The sequence below is a fragment of the Novosphingobium taihuense genome (assembly GCF_007830315.1).
Classification (GTDB): Bacteria; Pseudomonadota; Alphaproteobacteria; order Sphingomonadales; family Sphingomonadaceae; genus Novosphingobium; species Novosphingobium taihuense.
Window position 1 is genome coordinate 99209 of record NZ_VLKJ01000003.1, and the last position, 17367, is coordinate 116575.

Below are 17367 nucleotides of genomic sequence, written 5' to 3' on the forward strand. Positions count from 1 at the left end.
ATGATCCTGCAGCGGCGCGCCTTCCTCACCGGGTCCGCCGCCACACTGGCAGGCATGGCCTTGGGCGGAAATTCCCCCCAGGCCGCGCTGACGATCGAACCGGGCGGCAGAGCAACGCAAGGCGGATGGTTGCGAGGCCGGGTCCAACCCGGCTCAACCGCGCTGATGCTCGATGGCAAGACCGTAGACTTTGCATCCGACGGGGCCTTCCTTCTCGCCTTTGACAGGGACGCTGACCCGTTGGCGCGGATCACCGTCTCGCCGCCTGGCGGAAGTGCATTCGTGCGTGACATCGCCATCGCCCCGCGCGCGTGGCGGATCGAACACATCAACGTGGCGCGCAAACCCGGCGGCGTGACCGACGAGAACTACCTGCGCCTGCGCCGCGCCGAACTCACCCGCATCTCGGCAGCCCGTGCGCTCGACACTGGCGCAACAGGCTGGCGACAAAGCTTCGTCCGCCCTGCCCCTGGCCGCTTCTCGGGCTTCTTCGGCGCACAACGCATCTACAAGGGTGAACCTGCCGCCTACCACTCCGGCCTCGACATCGCAGGCGGTGCTGGCACCACTTATGTGGCGCCTGCCGACGGCGTGGTCATCCTCGCAGCGCAGACGCCGTTCAGCCTCGAGGGCCGCCTGCTCATGCTCGATCACGGCATGGGCCTGAACAGCGCCTTCCTGCACGCCTCGGAACTCCTGGTAAGCGAAGGCCAGAACGTGCGGCAGGGCGATCCGATCGGACGAATCGGTAGCAGCGGCCGTGCCACCGGGCCACATCTGCACTGGTCAGTGAAATGGCGAGAGAGCCGCATCGACCCCTTGCTGCTGATCGCCCCTGCTTCCTGACTCGCGATAACCCTGCGGAACTCGGCGCGGCGTTACACAGTTTGCGACCAACCTCGCTCCCGACATTCGCGCCCACCGCGATTCCGGTATCTCCTGCAACCCGTTTAGGACGTAAAATAGGCAGTTGTTTCAACGGAAACGGTCGCCGTTGAAATTAATGGCAAGTCCACCGAAGGTAACTGTAATTTCCGTGCATCACATGTAAGTGTAGGGAATCCGGGCCCTATGTGCATGCCCCAAAGGCGGTGTGGCACTTTCGCTACACATGCTTCGAATTCATTTCACAACTTACAATCGTGTTTTGATGGCCCGACACATTTCAGCCACACAGAGCCATCTTGCCCGTCAACCAGGGGGCCAAACGCGATGCGCGCCAGCACATCGCCAAGGTTTGGTGAAACGGGAAAGTGCCTGCGACAGCCTCACCGGCCCGTGGGCTACAGGACAAAAGGGACTGGAAACGTGAACATCAAAACCTTCTCTGCGCTCCGTGCGAGCGCCGCGCCATTGGCGCTGGTCGTCGCCGGTTTCGCCGGCTCGGCCGCCTTCGTTGCGCCTGCCATGGCGCAGGACGTTACTGCCGCAAGCCTTTCGGGTACTGTCGTTGACGACTCGGGCAAGCCGATCTCGGGCGCCCGCGTCGAAGTAACGTCGGTTGACCGTGGCTTCACCCGCACCACCACCACTTCGGGCAACGGCACGTTCACGCTGCCGGGCGTGCAGGTCGGCACCTACAACGTGACCGTGATGGCTGACGGCTACACCACGACCCGCAGCGAGAACGTGTCGGTCGGCCTCGGCGGCAACAACTTTGACTTCACCGTTTCGAGCGAAGCGCCGACCACCGGCGAAATCGTCGTCCGTGGCGCGCCGGTTCGCAAGGTGGACTTCTCGGGCACTGCCACCGGCATCGTGTTCGACGTCCAGAAGGTTGCCGAGACTGTTCCGGTCGGCCGTTCGATCGAAGCCATCCAGCTCCTCACCCCGCAGGTCACCTCGGGTGACTCGGCATTCGGTGGCGTTTCGATCGCCGGTTCGTCGGTTGCCGAAAATGTCTACTACATCAACGGCATGAACATCACGAACTTCCGCACCTTTGTGGGCGGAACCACCGTGCCGTTCGAATTCTACGATCAGGTCCAGGTCAAGACCGGCGGCTACCAGGCAGAATTCGGCCGCAACACCGGCGGCGCGGTCATCGCGCTGACCCGTTCGGGCTCTAACACCTTCCACGGCGGGTTCAACGTCTACTACCAGCCGGAATGGGGTTACGAACAGGCACCGAACACTTACTCGCAGAACAACAAGCTTGATAAGCGCGAAGTCATTGAAGGCAACATCTGGGCCTCTGGTCCGGTGATCAAGGATCGCCTGTTCTTCTTCGGTTTCTTCAACCCGCGCCATTATACCCAGAGCGACACCGATGCGTTCGGCGATACAACGACCCGCGTGAACAACAAGCCTTTCTACGGCGGCAAGCTCGACCTCAACCTGTTTGACGGTCACCGCGTCGAAGGCACGTACTTCAACGATTCGCAGGACGAGAAAGTCAAGTTCAACGGCTCTCCGACCACTAACTTCTCGGGCGGTTCGAACTACATCGTCAAGTACACCGGTGCCTTCACCGATTGGTTCACTCTTTCGGCTCTGTACGGCAAGTCGAAGTTCAACCAGACCTCGGCTGGCGCGGATGATGCTAACCCGTACGTGCTCGATGGTCGCGTGCCGGAAGACGGTCTCAAGCTTATCTCCGGCAATCCGGCCGGTGTGATCGATACCGGTCGTGACCAGCGTACCAACTACCGCATTGACGCCGACCTCAACTTCTCGTTGCTGGGCGAACACCACCTGCGCGCCGGTTGGGACCTTGAAAAGCTGCAGGCTGACAACGCCACGATCTACTCGGGCGGCGTATACTACCGCTACTACCGTTCGGGTGCCGGTGGCGCTCTGAGTGGCCGGATCGCGCCGAACACCGACTATGTCCGCGTTCGCACGCTAAACTCGGGCGGCAGCTTCAAGTCCGAAAACACCGCTTTCTACATCCAGGACGACTGGGACGTTACCGACCGCGTCAACCTGTCGATCGGTGTGCGCAATGACAAGTTCGTTAACAAGGATGGCCTCGGCGCGCCTTTCACCTCGCTCAAGAACCAGTGGGCTCCGCGCCTGGGCATCAACTTCGACCCGACTGGGGACAAGACCGCCCGTATCTCGGCGTTCTATGGCCGCTACTACCTGCCGGTGGCCGCTAACACCAACATCCGTCTCGCCGGTTCCGAAACGTTCTTGCAGGACTGGTACACGCTTCCGACAGGGGCTGGCGGGGCGTACACAGGTAGCCTGACCTCCCCCACGCTCGGCACCAAGGTTCTGGCCGAAGTGCTCTCACCGGGAGGCGTTGCCGATCCGACGACACTGGTGTCGAAGAACCTCAAGCCGCAATACCTAGACGAATTTATCGTCGGCGGTGAATACAACTTCCCGAACCGCATGAAGGTCTCGGTCAACTTCACGTACCGCAAGCTCGGCGCGGTGCTCGAAGACGTCGATTTTGACGGCAGTGGCGACCCCACTTCGCCAAGCACCTATTATGGATCTATCATCAAGGCCTTCTGTGCAAACCAGAGCCAAGCTTGGTGCAATTCGACCACCGTTCCGACTATCGGCAGCGGCGGTTACGTGCTGATGAATCCGGGCAAAGACCTAGTCATCAACGTTGCAGACGCCGCTGGTGCTTTGCACGAAGTAACTATCCCGGCTTCGTTCATCGGACTGCCGAAGGCAAAGCGCACCTATTGGGCCGCTGAACTGAAGTGGGAGAGGCCGTTCGAAAACGGTTGGGGCCTTACCGCCAGCTACGTTTGGTCGCGTTCGCGCGGCAACTACGAAGGCGGCGTGAAGTCGGACAATGGTCAGGACGACACCGGCCTGACGCAGGACTTCGACGAACTCGGCTGGGTAGACGGTTCCTACGGCTTCCTGCCGAACCATCGCGAACACACCTTCAAGGTGTTTGGCAACTGGAAGCCGACCGATCGTCTGAACCTCGGGTTCAACGCCCTGCTCCAGTCGCCACGTAAATTCGGCTGCATCGGCACCTATCCGAAGGGTGACCTTCGGGCGACGGGCACTTCCGCAGCTTCTTGGTATTGCGATTCGCAAATCAACGCCGGCAATATCGATGGCACAGTGGGGCAGCCTGTTGGCCGCGGTACAGTGTTTGATAGTGACTGGAACAAGCGCGTCGACATGAGCATCGCCTACACGATCCCTATGGAATCGATCGCAGGCGGCATCACGCTACGCGCCGACGTCTTCAACGTCTTCAATTTCAAGAGCAAACTCGACTTCAACGAGTTCGGCGATCTTGATACTGTTACATCGATCAACCCGAACTATCGCAAGGTTACCGGCTACCAGACCCCGCGGTTCTTCCGTTTCGGCGTCTCGGCCAACTTCTGATCCTTCGCCGCAAGGCATTGATCAAGAATCAGGGGCGGTTCTTCGGAACCGCCCCTTTTCTATTCAGCTATCGGCCTCACGCGAGCCTGCCCGCAGTCCTGCCTCATCTTGAATGTTCTCAAGAGCGTTAGATCAGGCCTTGAGCCTCATGTCGGTCCGTCTGGATTTCCAAGTGAACGGTTTCGCTGCGATCCCTCCGACTCGCCCTCCGCAGAGGGGAGACAAGGCACAAACGCCGACCAGCCCGCACGGCATCGCTTCCATAGAGGCGAACTCACAGTCCAGACGTAGCAAATCAGCCCGATGTCATCCGACCGCGGCAGTCTTCACCGCGCCCGCAACCGCCACACCTTGACCCCGCTCTGCGCCGGAACCGCCACGGGTTCCAGCCAGGCAGGCGCCTTGCCCGCTATGAGATGCGCCATGAAGCCGTCCGGAGCGATCTTCGCATAGACGCGGGATTCGCTTCCCGCAGCGCAGATCGCCACCAGCGTCGCTCCGCGCTTGGCCATCACCGCCCGCGCACCCACGTCCGGGCCGAGGAAGGCGACGAGTTCGTCGCGCATTGCGGCGCTCGCGCGGTGGTGGGCGGTGGCAATTACGGTGTGCCCGGTCGTCACCAGCAGCGTCGGCCCGATGTCCAGCCCGGCAAGCACGGTTGCGGGCGGCATGGCCGCCATGGCCGGAATCAGCGCGGGAAAATCGCAGGCCTGTGTCGATGCGCGAGCGGTGTGTTCAGGCGGCGCAATGATGGCCTGCGCCATGCCGATGACGCCGCCCGGCAGGAGCAACGCGATCATTGCGCCCACGCGGGCCAGGCGTCGCCACAGCAGGCGATCGGCCTGCCAGCGCACGAACATGTCCTCAAGCTGCCAAGCCGCAGGCACGGCCGCAAACAGGCAGGCGACGCCTGAGGCGCGCGCCACCATCCATCCCACCAGCGTGGCACCGGCCAGCAGCAGGCCCATGTCCAGCCACCAGTCACGCGTTGCAGCATCGTGGCTGTCGCGCCACAATCGCCAGCACGCAACCAGACCGATCAGCGGCACCAGCACCATGGTCCCGCCGAGCACCAGCCCCTGCCGCCACACCGGCAAACCTTCGCGCACAGACCCCAGCCAGACCTTGCGCACAAGTGGATCGAGCTCGGCAAAAGCATCGCCTGAAACGCACTGTGGCGCTGCAAGACCGGCAATAGCGAGTGCGCCAAGCCCTAGCACAGCGAGCGTCGCAAGGCTCAGCATCGGCGGGCGGTTGCGCAGGCGCGGCAGGATCAGGGCGCACCCTGTCCCGGTCCACACCAGCACGGCCACGTGCACCGGCGAAAGCGCATCGCAATGCTGTCCAAGATCGCTCAGGCCCCGGGTAGCAAGGAAAAGCGCCATGCTGCCGAGGGCAAGGCTCGCCATGTACGAGACCAGCCATTCGCCCTGCCCGCGCAGCAGGCGCAGCGTACAGACTGCCGCGAAGATCACCGTCAGCGGCAGGGATTCGAGCGATATCGACAGCGCCAGCGCCAGCGCCAGGCCCGCCACTGCCCCGCCGCTCTTCGGCACCCGCGCAGCCATGCCGTTGAGCGCGACCAGCGCGAGCACGAACTGCCAGGCATGGTGATCGATGCGCAGCGGCATCATCCGGAACGATGCGGGCACGGCGGCGGTCACCAGCACGGCCGCCACGATGCCAACGTTCCGCCCGAACTGCCGCGCCGCCAACCGCGCGGCCAGTGCCATCGCAGCCAGCAGGCTAAGGAGGGGCACGACCACGATCGCGCAGATTTCGGCCAGTGCAGTGCCGATGAAGGGGCGCAGCAGCAGGATGACCGCCGCGATCGGCAGGTCCACCACGCGGGTCCAGTGCATCGCCACCCCTTCGGGCGGCGCGATGCGGTATTGATTCAGATCGAACCAGCCCTGCCCAGCCAGCAGGTCGCGCACCTGTTGCAGGCGCAAGGCATCGTCACCGTCCGAGAACGCTGCAGGGGTCAACCGGCCGCCGCTCGCCAGAAGCATCAGAGCTGCGACCGCGATCCATACCACGATCACGCCGGTCCACGGCAGGCTCCCGCGGCGTTCTCCCGGCGGCGGGCCGGAAACACTCTGCATCACTGAAAGACGACCCGCTTCCTGAGCAGCCATGTCGCTGTGAAGCTCGCACCGATGGCAATGAGTTTCGATACCCGCGAATCAAGCCCCAGCGCGGTTCCAGCGCCGACGATCAGCGTGGTCAGCGCCAGCCCGACCAGCGCCGAGCCGACGAACAGCGCCTTCTGCCGCGTGCGTGCCCCACGTTCGGCGGCGACCGAGTCGGTAAAGACCGCACGGCTCGACAGCAGCCAGTGCGCCACGATGCCGAGCGAGTATCCGCTCGCCGAAGCGACCACGGGTGCTGTCCCCATCGCCAGCAGCGCAAGGAACGAGCCCATGTCCACCGCCAGCGCACCGATGCTGGCGAGCAGGTAGCGCAGGAGCAACACACGGCGCAGGCGGTCGATCATCGGCAGGATCATCCCGGTCATTTCGCGGTCCAGACTTGCGTTCAGGCGGCCTTTGCAGGCGCGATCCGCTCGGGCACGTCGCGCACCGAGGCAAGCGCTGCAGCCTGGTCCTCGCTCAACGCGGCGCGTGCCGGGATGGACTGCTCGGCACCCTCGTTGCCCGCCTCGTGATACTCGGCGTCCTCGTTCACACACCAGGTGTCGTAGACGCGCGCACCGGCGGCAATGTTCTCCACCGTCAGCATCGCGGTCATCATCGCGTGATCCTGGTTGTTGTAGCGGTGCATGCCGTTGCGGCCGACCATGTGCAGCGTCGGATGGCGCGCTTCGAGTTCGGTCCGCATCGCGGCCACGTTGGCGGCATATTCGTCGTCATAGACGGGATAGGCCTTTTCCTGACGCACCACCACGCCGCCGATCACCTTGTCAGGGCTGACCAGCCCGAGGATCGCCATTTCCTTCGTGGCGAGTTCAATCAGGTCCGCGTCCGCCGAATCCCACAGATCATCACCTTCGAAGCAGAAGTATTCGAGGCCGACGCAAGCCACGCTTTCGTCAGGCACCATTTCGGGTGACCACGAGCGGAAGTTCTGGATGCGGCCAACCTTCACCTTGCTGTCGTGGATGTAGATCCAGTTGTCGGGGAACAGTTCCTCCGAACGGATCTTCAGTGCGACAGTCAGGAAGTCGCGATACTTGAGACGGCTCGCCTCAATCGTCGTTGCCGGAAGCGGATGCAGGCGCGCTGCCAGCTCGCGCATCGGCGCTGAACTGATGGCATGGCCTGCCTCGATCACCACGTCGCCTTCCGGACCGGTCGCAGACAGGCGCCAGCCGCCCTCGCCATCGGCAGCAAGCTGCTTGAAGGCATGGCCCATCAGCACTTCGCCCTTGCCGCTGGCCACGATCTTGTCGCGCGCGGCGTCCCACATCATGCCGGGCCCGAGGCGCGGATAGCGGAAGGTTTCGAGCAGGGTCTTGGTCTGCATCCCGTCGTTCGGGCGCTTGTTCAGGCCGAGGCTGCGCTTGAGCCCGTCGGTCACCGCGCCCCAGAGCGAAAGTCCCTTGATCCGCTGCGCCGCCCAATCCGCGCTCATTTCATCACAGGGCATGCCCCAGACCTTCTCGGTATAGGTCTTGAAGAAGATCGAATAGAGCTTTTGCCCGAACTGGTTGACGGTCCAGTCCTCGAAGCTCTTCACCTTCTTGTTGGGAAATGCCTTGGCCTTGGCAAAGCTTGCCATGCACAGCGTCGAGCGCACCAGGCCAAGGTTCCACAGGGCTTCGAACGCGCGCAACGGATAGGAGTAGAACTTGCCCTCATAATAGATGCGGCTCATCCGCGGGCGCTGGATGAAGTCGTCGGGCAGGATCTCGTTCCACAGATCGACCACCTGCTGCGACTTGGAAAAGAAGCGGTGCCCGCCAATGTCGAAGCGGTAGCCTTCGTGCTCCACGGTGCGGCTGATCCCGCCGACGTAGGTCTGGTCCTTCTCGATGATCGCAACACTGAAACCGCGCTTGGTCAGGAGGTAACCGGCAGTCAGACCTGCTGGCCCTGCGCCGATGATCGCAACGTCAACCTTGCGGCTCGCGCCCGCATCCGTCGCACCATTTGCGCGAATCGTCCCGTTAACCATCAAAACCCCCGTCTGAAGCGCTGTTCGCAAGAGCAGAGGTGAAGGAAATTGGATAAAGGATGGTTAACGCCAGCCTGCGGTTTTGCGAAATGGGCAAGGTCTCGTGCAAATCAGGCCCGCGAGCATGCCGCAAACAAGCAACGCTACGAAAAAGGCCCGCTGCGAATCAGGTGCGGAGCAGTTCAGCGGCGCCCGAAGCGCTCGCCACCAAAGCTCTCACCGCCAGAACCTTCGCGCCCCCCGCGCGCTGCATCAGGATGGTCCGAAGGCTGCAACGACGCGGTCAGATGCGCCAGTTCGTCAAGCTTGAAGGTCTGCTCGAACAGCACGCCATAGCGTGGATGGCTGCGCCACCGCACCTTGGCATAGATCGGCTGCATGACGCCGGTCTCGAGCCGGACCAGCTCGTTCATCAGCAGCCACTTGTCGCTTTCAATGCAGGCGCCCTGTTGCGAAATGTCCAGGAAGGACACGCGCACGGCCTCGCCACCGGAGTGGAGAATCGCGTCGAGGTGGATGCGCAACCGCACCTGTCGCTTGGGAAACGTCCCATGGCTTTCGTCGAGAAGGCGCTCGATGTCGACATCGTCGACAAAGCGAAAGCCCGCGTACTCGCCCTCGCTCCAGATCTGCTCGACAGGATAGCGGTCGCCGTTGCTCATCTCGATCGCCAGTTCCCGGTGCGCCGGAAGGGCGTTGAACAGACGGATCTTGAGGCCTGACGCAGAGGCATCGCGGATCACGCAGAGGAACTCGCTCTCGCCATCGACGATCAGCTTGGCAGCGCGGATCAGCAGGGTAAAGCGCGGCGCAGCGCGCTGCTCCGCGTCCCGGCCTTGCGCCGATGGCACCTGATCGTCGTCTGCCTGGGCCAAGCCCGTTTCCCCTTGCGTGCGCTCGCAACGGTCGACATACTGCCGACCAGGTGCCGGGACGCACGCAAGTCCCGGACGGATACAGTATAAATGCGTAAGTCCTACCGACGGGTTACCAAGCAAACTGCGGCAATAATTTAATATTTTACAGTGTTGTAAGTTAATCGACACATTCCGTGACTTCGCTGGACTTGGCATTGGGGCGAAATCTGCTTGCCCTCAAGAATCGCCAAAGACGTCGCAGCGTGGACGACAGCATTGGTGCGGACGGCGGGACTCGAACCCGCACGATCAAGGATCAAGGGATTTTAAGTCCCCGGCGTCTACCATTCCGCCACGTCCGCATCGCCAGCGCGACTTTGCGCGCGCCGACAGTGCCATGCGCCTGCCACAGCACAAACCGCGCTGCAACGATTGTTGCCGTCCGACGTCCCTGCACTCTTTCGGCAAGACGCAAGCAGAGGGCCCGCAGCCGATTAGCTGCAGGCCCCGTATCACCGCTTGGCAGTTCGATCAGCGCAAGTCAGTCCGCATTCAGGCGCAGGCGCATTTCCTTGCCGGCCTTGAAATAGGGTACCCGCTTGCCCGGCACTTCGACGGTTTCACCAGTGCGTGGGTTGCGTCCCTTGCGGGCATCGCGTTCTCGCGTAGAGAAGGCGCCGAAGCCCCGCAGTTCTACACGACCGCCCTCGGCCAGCCGCTTGGCGATTTCATCGAAGAACACGTCGACGACGCGTTCGATTTCTTCGCTGCGCATTCCCGGGCTCTCCTTGGTGAGTGCCTGCAGCAGCTCCGATCTGATCATATTATCCCTCCGCCAGGCGGCCTTGCGGACGCCCCCCAGTTATTTGACGATCCCAGCGCTCCAACCCCCGTAAGAGCGCTAGATGCCATTCTGCCACGCCACAAAGGGCATTACAATCGTTTCATATTACGCAGTGGGGCCAAAAATGCATCGTTTCAGGCCGTTTCCGTAACGTCCTGATGAAGGTCGGACAGTTTCAGGCCCAAGCGCTGCATCCTGGCGGCGATGATCGGCCATTCCTCGTGCAGGAATCGTTCGCGCTCGCGCCGGCGCAGAGCCTCTACAGCGCCGGGCGCCACGAACATCCCCACGCCCCTTTGCACCACGACAAGCCCTTCGTCCTGGAACTGCTGGTAGGCCTTGGCCACGGTCAACGGGTTGGCCCCCTGCTCTGCGGCGAATGCCCGCACCGAAGGCAGCATCTCGCCTTCCGGATGGCGTCCGTCGAGGATCGCGGCGCAGATCTCGTCGCGCAGGCGCAGATAAACGGGACGATTGGCCTGGGTCATGGTGATGCACTGCCATAATACAGCGAGGCGCACAACAGCACGAAAGTACCCGACCGAGGATGCTGAAACGCCGTAGAGGAATCCGGTTGCGATTGAAAATAGTTTCTTGCCATGCGGGATCGTGCCACTAAGGCAAAAATGCTGTCGCGCGGGAGTGGCGCGGCTTCATGCCAGAACCAGTTCCGGAAACCGGATAACGACGAGAACGCTCTCCCGCATGGCCCAGATCGACACGAATCCCGCACGAACCCCCGCAACCGGCGAGTGGTTCGGCCATCCTGCGCAACTCAAGCGCCTGTTCACCACCGAAATGTGGGAGCGCTTTGGCTACTACGGGATGCGGGCGATCCTTACGCTCTATCTCGCCAAGCACTTCCTGTTCAACGATACCACCAGCACCGGCATCTACGGCGGCTTCACCGCGCTGGTCTATCTCACCCCGCTGATCGGGGGCCTGATCGCCGACCGCTATCTCGGCTCGAAGCGCTCGGTGAAGTTCGGCGCGATCATGATGGCGATCGGCTATTTCATGCTCTGTTTCGGCGGCGAGGCGGCCAAGCCCTACGCCGTGATCGAAGGGCAGCGCTATGAGGTGACGGTCAGCGAGGCGAACGGCAGCGAGCTGCGCTCGATCGATATGGCCGGCCAGAAGCTCGAGATCGTCGGCAACGACGACAAGTCGGTCTCGCTCAAGGCCGCCGACGGCACCGAAGCCAAGCGCATCGCTCCCGGGGCTTTCCAGTCCGATGGCGAACGCTCCTCGTTCCACATCGCCATCCTGCTCATAGGCCTCTCGCTCGTCACGGTCGGCAACGGCTTCTTCAAGCCCAACATCTCGACGATCGTCGGCACGCTCTATGCCGAGGGAGATCGGCGACGCGACGCCGGGTTCACCATCTTCTACATGGGCATCAACCTCGGCTCACTGATCTCGCAGTTCTTCTGCCCGATCCTTGCCGAGAGCGTGGGCTGGTGGGCGGGCTTTGGCCTTGCCGCGATCGGCATGACCTTCTCGTGGGTGCTGTTCCAGTTCGATGGCGGTCGCCTCGATGGCTACGGCGAGCGCCCCGCCGGAGCCGATCCGCGCAAGGACTGGCTGATCTACGGCGCGGCTCTGATCTGCGTGCCGCTGTTCTTCTTCCTGTTCACCAATCTCATGGCCTATGTTCCCCCGCAAGCGGGCCAGGGCCTGGTCGGCTACTTCCTCGGCCTGCCGATCATGGGCAAGCTGATGTTCGGCACCTTCCTGATCGCGATCCCCGGCATCCTGATCTGGGCGCTGGCGGCGGGCAGCAAGGTCGAGTTCCAGATGATGGTCGCGGCCATGGTGCTGATTGTCTTCAACACCGTGTTCTGGACCCTGTTCGAACAGGCCGGCTCCTCGCTCACACTCTTTGCCGAGCGCAATACCCAGCTCGAGATCGCCTGGACGCGCCCGCTCTTCGCAATGTTCCGGTCAACCCCGGCCAGTTATTACCTGTTCTTTGCCCTGCTGCTCGGTGGTCTTGGCTGGGCGCTGGCCTGGTTCTTCGGCAACGGCGAAGCACTCGAGACGAAGCGCAAGATGGCCTTGGGCTTCGGCGTGGTCATGATCGCGGGCTTCTTCGGCATGGTTTACGCGCGGTCGCAGGGTTTCGGAAGCGAAGACGTCTATGTCATGCCCGCCGGGCAGACGCAGATTTTCAACGCCCTGTTCATCGTCGCACTCGCACCGGTTTTCAGTGTGATGTGGAACGCGATGGCGCGGCGCGGCGTGGAACCTTCGATCCCCGTCAAGTTCGCCATTGCGCTCATGGGCGTCGGCGGCGGCTTTCTGCTGCTGGTCTGGGGATCGCAGTTCGCCGATGCACAGTTCAAGGTCGGCCTAGTCTGGCTCGCCGGGCTTTACCTGATACATTCGATGGCAGAACTGTGCATTTCGCCTGTCGGCCTGTCGATGATCACCAAGCTCTCCATGGCCCGCATCGTCGGCATGATGATGGGCGTGTGGTTCCTCTCGATCGCGGTTGCCCAGTATGTCGCGGGCATGGTTGCGCAAGTTGCCAGCGTGGAAACGGTCGGGGGGCAGGTCACCAATCTCAGGGTCAGCCTCGAAACCTATGTCGGCGTGTTCACTACCATTGGATGGATTTCGGTCGGTATAGGTGCTGTGCTTCTGGTCACTGCGCTTCCGCTTAAAAAGCTCATGCACGGAGTTACCTGAATACTTTTGGGAACCGCGACCGGTAGTCAAGCGTTTCGGCCGACTGGCAGTAATTTTCATTACAAATTTGTAATAAAGTCTGTTACGATCGCGCTGAAACATGCCGCATCAAGACAGGAAAACGCTTGGGGGGGCTGATGAGCGCAGGACTGATTCACCTTATTCTTGCAACGGTGGCTTTCGTCGTCACGCACTTCCTGATGTCCGGACCGCTAAGGCGTCCGCTTGTCAGAATGCTGGGAGAACAGGGTTTCCTTCTCGCTTATTCGCTGGTCTCTATTTCGACGCTGGCCTGGGTCATCGTCGTGTTTGACCGAACCGATTCCGACTGGGCAGCATGGAACGGCACGGCTCCACTGACTTGGGCGATCGCAAGCTTGCTGACATTGATTGGCCTTGCTCTGCTGATCCCGTCGTTCGTGCACAATCCGGCCCTTCCCGGCAAGAAGACAGCCGGTCTCGGCACCGTCGCCCCCGTGGGCGTGTTCAAGGTGACGCGGCACCCGATGATGTGGGGCATCGCACTGTGGGCATTGGGCCACATGATCGCGGCACCCACCGCCCGCGTCCTGATCCTGATGACCGGCCTGATCGTTCTCGCACTGGTCGGATCGCACTTCCAGGACAAGCGCAAGCTTGCCGGCAACAAGCGTGAAGTCGGACCATGGCAGCGCCGGACGACGTTCTGGCCGAATCTCGGTGAACTGCTGCGCCTGCGCTCGATCCTGCTGCTCGGTCTCCTCGTGTGGTTCATCATCACCTGGGTGCATTACCACCTGTTCGGCATTCCCGCCGGCCTGTGGCTGTGGGTGGCCTGAGCCGCTTCGGCCTTACTCTGTCAGGCGCGACCGCTCCTTCTCCAGCCAGCCGAGCAGATTGCGCGGGGTGACGGCGAGAGCCTCCGGCCACTGTGCCAGGTCGTGCACTTTCAGTCCGTGCAATCGGCAATAGTCCCGCACCCAGTCGTCTGGCTCATCCGGGTCTATCGGTAGATCTCCGGTCAGATCGTCATCAGGGTGTGGTGAAAGACGGGGTCGGTAATAGACCTGCAATTCCTTCCAGAACCACAGCGCAGTCGCGGAACCGACTTCAGGTGCCAGCATCGCGACGAAATCGTCTCGGCTCGGATTCGCGCGGCGGTCGCGCAACAGCGACACCGCGCGCTCCCATTTGCGCTTGCAGATCAGGTAGCTCGCGCCAAACCATGTCACCAGCGCGCCGCCCGCAAGGAGCCACGCGCCGCCGCTCACCGGTTCAGGCCCGCGCCTCGCTTACACCCGCCGAATTGTGCCGCAGCGCTTTCAGCACCGTATCGACGATGTGCGGCGCGTTGAGCCCGGCTGCATCGTACTGCTTGTCCGGCGCGTCGTGGTCCTGGAAAAGGTCGGGCAGGCGCATGGTGCGGATCTTGAGGCCTCCATGTGCGCTATCAGGGTCGGTCAGCCCTTCGTCGCTCGCCATGGTCAGCACATGCGCGCCCAGCCCGCCGATCGCGCCTTCCTCGATCGTCACGACAACCTCGTGGGTCGCCATCAGCTGGCGGATCAGATCGGTGTCCAGCGGCTTGGCAAAGCGCAGGTCGGCAACCGTGGTCGACAGGCCCTTGGCCTCCAGCTGGTCCGCAGCCTTGAGCGCCTCGGCCAGACGCGTGCCGAGCGACAGCAGCGCAACCTTGCTGCCCGAACGCACGATGCGGCCCTTGCCGATCTCCAGCAATTCCGGCTCGTCCGGAAGCGCAACGCCGGTGCCATTGCCGCGCGGGTAGCGGAACGCGATCGGGCCGCTGTCATGCTTTGCAGCGGTATAGGTCATGTGGACCAGTTCCGCCTCGTCGGCGGCTGCCATCACCACCATGTTCGGCAGTGTGGCCAGGTACGTCACGTCGAACGAGCCCGCATGCGTCGCGCCGTCGGCGCCAACCAGCCCGGCACGGTCGATCGCAAAGCGCACCGGCAGGTTCTGGATCGCCACGTCATGCACGACCTGGTCGAACGCGCGCTGCAGGAACGTCGAATAGATCGCGCAGAACGGGCGCATGCCCTCTGCGGCAAGCCCAGCCGCAAAGGTCACCGCGTGCTGCTCGGCAATGCCGACATCGAACGTGCGGTCCGGATGCGCCTTGGCGAACTTGTCGACGCCTGTGCCGCTCGGCATCGCCGCCGTGATCGCGCAGATCGTCGGGTCGCTGTCCGCCAGCTTGGCCAGCGTCTCGCCGAACACGTTCTGGTAGGCGGGCGCTCCGGGCGCGGCCTTGACCTGCTCGCCGGTCACCACATCGAACTTCTGCACGCCGTGGTACTTGTCCGCAGCCTGCTCGGCCGGGCCATAGCCCTTGCCCTTCTGCGTCACCACGTGGACGAGGCACGGCCCTTCGGCTGCATCGCGCACGTTCTCCAGCACCGGGATCAGCTGGTCGATGTTGTGCCCATCGAGCGGCCCGACGTAATAGAAGCCCAGCTCCTCGAACAGGGTGCCGCCCATCGCCATGCCGCGCGCGAACTCGTCGGTCTTGCGCGCGGCGGTATGCAGCGGGCGCGGCAGCTTGCGCGAGAGCTTGCGCGCGATCTCGCGAAGCCCGAGGAACTGGCGCGAGGACACCAGCCGCGCAAGATAGGCTGAAAGCCCGCCCACTGGCGGCGCGATCGACATGTCGTTGTCGTTGAGGATCACCACGAGCCGGTTGCCCGCAGCGCCGGCATTGTTCATCGCCTCGTAGGCCATGCCCGCGCTCATCGCGCCGTCGCCGATCACCGCGATGCCCTTGCCCGGCCGGTCGCTCAGCTTGTTGGCAATGGCAAAGCCCAGTGCGGCCGAGATCGACGTGCTCGAATGCGCGGTGCCGAACGGGTCGTACTCGCTCTCGCTGCGCTTGGTGAATCCCGAAAGCCCCCCGCCCTGTCGCAATGTACGGATACGGTCGCGCCTGCCGGTGATGATCTTGTGCGGATAGGCCTGATGGCCCACGTCCCACACCAGCTTGTCGTCTGGCGTGTTGAACACATAGTGGATCGCCACGGTCAGCTCGACCACGCCAAGCCCCGAGCCAAGATGCCCGCCCGTCGATCCGACGGCGGAAATCATCTCGGAGCGCAGCTCATCGGAAAGCTGGCGAAGCTGCGAAGGCGCGAGCTTGCGAAGATCCTCAGGGGTATCGACCGTGTCTAGCAGCGGCGTTGCCGGTTCTGAACTCATCCCACCGCCCTTACACCGATGCTTGTGTGCTGTCGAACATGATCATGCAAACTGGCCCTTCCCCATGGTCGGTGCCGCGCGACCCCGCGTCAGCAAGGCCGAAACCACAAGCAACAACGCTGCAACCACGAAAGCATATCCCGGCGCGGCAAGATCACCCGTCGCCGCGATATGCCGCGTCAGCATCACCGGCGTGAAGCCGAACGTCAGCGCCACGATCACGCCATAGCCGATTCCGACCAGCCCCGCGCGATGGCGCTTGGGCGTGATCTCAACGAACGAGGCATAGGCCACCGCCGCCGAAACCGTCGCCATCAACAGCAGCAGCGCCGCCGCCGGAGCAAGCTGCGCCAGCGAAGCTTCGGCAATGCCCCAGCGGAACAGCGGCAGGGAAACCAGTGCGGCCAGCACCGCCGTGCCGAGCATGACCTGCCGCCGCCCGATCCGGTCCCCCAGCCAGCCACCCAGCAGCAGGCCGACGATCTGCGTCCCCGCCGCCGCCATCTGCAGCAGGTAACCGTTGGTCACGGGAATCTTCAGGAACGTGGTCGCAAAGACGAACAGGTAATCCCCCACAGCGCCCGCCAGCAGGAATCCGGTCACCCCGATCAGCGCCACCACATAGGCCCGCACGTCGAGCTCGGTCACCACGTTGGGCCCGGTCTCGGGCAGATGCAGGGTCTCGTCCAGCCGCCGCCGCAGCGCGAAGGCGAGCGGCACGATCGCCGCGCCGATGCCGAAGGCAATGCGCCAGCCGAAAGCGTCAAGCTGTTCGGGCGTGAGCAGGCTCGCCAGCACCAGCCCCACCATGCCGCTCGCCAGAACGCCGATGCGCATGGCAACCAGTTGCAGCGCGATCAGCATCCCTCGCTTTTCCGGCGGCGCGCTTTCGGCAAGGAAAGCCGTGGTCGGCCCGACATCACCCCCGGCGGCAAGCCCCTGCAACAGGCGGAAAGCAACCACGCAGATCGGTGCCCACACGCCGATGGTCGCGTAACTCGGCGTCAGCGCTAGTCCGACAGCACTGAGCCCCATCAGGGCAAAGGTTGCCAGCATGGTCGGTCGGCGGCCCAGCTTGTCGCCCAGCAGCCCGAACAGGATCGCACCCAGCGGTCTAGCGCCGAACCCAGCGCCTGCGGTCATCAGCGTCAGCAGCAGGGCACTGCCCGGAACACCTGCCGGAAACATCACCCGCGAAACGTTGACCGCAAAGAAGCTGAAGCTCAGGAAATCGTAGAATTCCAGCGCATTGCCGGAAATGACTGCCGCGAACTGGCGCCTGGTCGGCAGATGGCGCGGCTCGTGTCCTGTCTCGTGCATGCTGCTTCCCCCCAA

Annotated in this window: 13 protein-coding genes and 1 tRNA gene; 4 read left to right on the forward strand and 10 right to left on the reverse strand. The window is 63.0% G+C overall.

The annotated features are described in order from the left end of the window. Together IQ25_RS07660 and IQ25_RS07665 are read left to right on the forward strand one after the other, a co-directional pair. Positions 1 to 846: a M23 family metallopeptidase gene (locus IQ25_RS07660; protein ID WP_144904452.1), complete on the forward strand. Its 846-nt coding sequence runs from the start codon at positions 1 to 3 to the stop codon at positions 844 to 846. A gap of 462 nt (positions 847 to 1308) precedes the next feature. Next, positions 1309 to 4311: a TonB-dependent receptor gene (locus tag IQ25_RS07665; RefSeq protein ID WP_158637707.1), complete on the forward strand. Its 3003-nt coding sequence runs from the start codon at positions 1309 to 1311 to the stop codon at positions 4309 to 4311. A gap of 326 nt (positions 4312 to 4637) precedes the next feature. Here IQ25_RS07665 and IQ25_RS07670 read toward each other — a convergent pair whose 3' ends face one another. The 7 genes from IQ25_RS07670 to IQ25_RS07700 all read right to left on the reverse strand — a co-directional run bounded on the left by IQ25_RS07670 (position 4638) and on the right by IQ25_RS07700 (position 10637). Then, positions 4638 to 6449, reverse strand: coding sequence for a hypothetical protein (locus IQ25_RS07670; protein WP_158637708.1), 1812 nt, complete (start codon positions 6447 to 6449; stop codon positions 4638 to 4640). After that, the gene (locus IQ25_RS07675) at positions 6416 to 6829 is read right to left on the reverse strand and encodes a GtrA family protein (protein WP_144904458.1); all 414 of its coding nucleotides are present in this window, start codon (positions 6827 to 6829) and stop codon (positions 6416 to 6418) included. The genes IQ25_RS07670 and IQ25_RS07675 overlap by 34 nt, the downstream gene beginning before the upstream one ends. A gap of 20 nt (positions 6830 to 6849) precedes the next feature. Beyond that, on the reverse strand, positions 6850 to 8448 hold the full coding sequence (locus tag IQ25_RS07680) for an NAD(P)/FAD-dependent oxidoreductase (protein WP_144904459.1): 1599 nt from the start codon (positions 8446 to 8448) through the stop codon (positions 6850 to 6852). Between the two features lie 182 nt (positions 8449 to 8630). Further along, positions 8631 to 9323: a PilZ domain-containing protein gene (locus IQ25_RS07685; protein ID WP_144904461.1), complete on the reverse strand. Its 693-nt coding sequence runs from the start codon at positions 9321 to 9323 to the stop codon at positions 8631 to 8633. 259 nt (positions 9324 to 9582) lie between these two features. Then, positions 9583 to 9667, reverse strand: a tRNA-Leu gene (locus IQ25_RS07690). A 179-nt stretch (positions 9668 to 9846) separates the two neighbouring features. Next, positions 9847 to 10128, reverse strand: a complete 282-nt coding sequence (locus IQ25_RS07695; RefSeq protein ID WP_144904464.1) for an integration host factor subunit beta — start codon at positions 10126 to 10128, stop codon at positions 9847 to 9849. A gap of 155 nt (positions 10129 to 10283) precedes the next feature. Next, positions 10284 to 10637, reverse strand: a complete 354-nt coding sequence (locus IQ25_RS07700) for a GntR family transcriptional regulator (RefSeq protein WP_144904467.1) — start codon at positions 10635 to 10637, stop codon at positions 10284 to 10286. Between the two features lie 217 nt (positions 10638 to 10854). On the opposite strand from IQ25_RS07700, the gene IQ25_RS07705 reads away from it, so the two are divergent. Together IQ25_RS07705 and IQ25_RS07710 are read left to right on the forward strand one after the other, a co-directional pair. Beyond that, complete coding sequence (locus tag IQ25_RS07705; protein ID WP_246415704.1) at positions 10855 to 12840, forward strand: peptide MFS transporter; 1986 nt, start codon at positions 10855 to 10857, stop codon at positions 12838 to 12840. A 137-nt stretch (positions 12841 to 12977) separates the two neighbouring features. Beyond that, positions 12978 to 13658 carry an NnrU family protein gene (locus IQ25_RS07710; RefSeq protein ID WP_144904471.1) on the forward strand — a complete coding sequence of 227 codons (681 nt, stop codon included), beginning with the start codon at positions 12978 to 12980 and terminating at the stop codon, positions 13656 to 13658. A gap of 12 nt (positions 13659 to 13670) precedes the next feature. On the opposite strand, the gene IQ25_RS07715 is transcribed toward IQ25_RS07710, so the two are convergent. From IQ25_RS07715 to IQ25_RS07725, 3 genes are read right to left on the reverse strand one after another with little or no spacing between them, the layout of a single operon-like run. Further along, positions 13671 to 14090 carry a hypothetical protein gene (locus tag IQ25_RS07715; protein WP_144904473.1) on the reverse strand — a complete coding sequence of 140 codons (420 nt, stop codon included), beginning with the start codon at positions 14088 to 14090 and terminating at the stop codon, positions 13671 to 13673. 4 nt (positions 14091 to 14094) lie between these two features. After that, positions 14095 to 16032: a 1-deoxy-D-xylulose-5-phosphate synthase gene (gene dxs / locus IQ25_RS07720; protein ID WP_144904475.1), complete on the reverse strand. Its 1938-nt coding sequence runs from the start codon at positions 16030 to 16032 to the stop codon at positions 14095 to 14097. A 42-nt stretch (positions 16033 to 16074) separates the two neighbouring features. Then, complete coding sequence (locus IQ25_RS07725) at positions 16075 to 17352, reverse strand: MFS transporter (protein ID WP_144904477.1); 1278 nt, start codon at positions 17350 to 17352, stop codon at positions 16075 to 16077. Positions 17353 to 17367 lie beyond the last annotated feature (15 nt).

Bases quoted from the DNA above. Each gene is read 5' to 3' on its own strand.
- IQ25_RS07660 (WP_144904452.1), top strand. From the start codon at position 1: ATGATCCTGCAGCGGCGCGCCTTCCTCACCGGGTCCGCCGCCACACTG.
- IQ25_RS07670 (WP_158637708.1), bottom strand. From the start codon at position 6,449: ATGGCTGCTCAGGAAGCGGGTCGTCTTTCAGTGATGCAGAGTGTTTCC.
- IQ25_RS07675 (WP_144904458.1), bottom strand. From the start codon at position 6,829: ATGACCGGGATGATCCTGCCGATGATCGACCGCCTGCGCCGTGTGTTG.
- IQ25_RS07680 (WP_144904459.1), bottom strand. From the start codon at position 8,448: ATGGTTAACGGGACGATTCGCGCAAATGGTGCGACGGATGCGGGCGCG.
- IQ25_RS07695 (WP_144904464.1), bottom strand. From the start codon at position 10,128: ATGATCAGATCGGAGCTGCTGCAGGCACTCACCAAGGAGAGCCCGGGA.
- IQ25_RS07700 (WP_144904467.1), bottom strand. From the start codon at position 10,637: ATGACCCAGGCCAATCGTCCCGTTTATCTGCGCCTGCGCGACGAGATC.
- IQ25_RS07705 (WP_246415704.1), top strand. From the start codon at position 10,855: ATGGCCCAGATCGACACGAATCCCGCACGAACCCCCGCAACCGGCGAG.
- IQ25_RS07710 (WP_144904471.1), top strand. From the start codon at position 12,978: ATGAGCGCAGGACTGATTCACCTTATTCTTGCAACGGTGGCTTTCGTC.
- dxs (WP_144904475.1), bottom strand. From the start codon at position 16,032: ATGAGTTCAGAACCGGCAACGCCGCTGCTAGACACGGTCGATACCCCT.
- IQ25_RS07725 (WP_144904477.1), bottom strand. From the start codon at position 17,352: ATGCACGAGACAGGACACGAGCCGCGCCATCTGCCGACCAGGCGCCAG.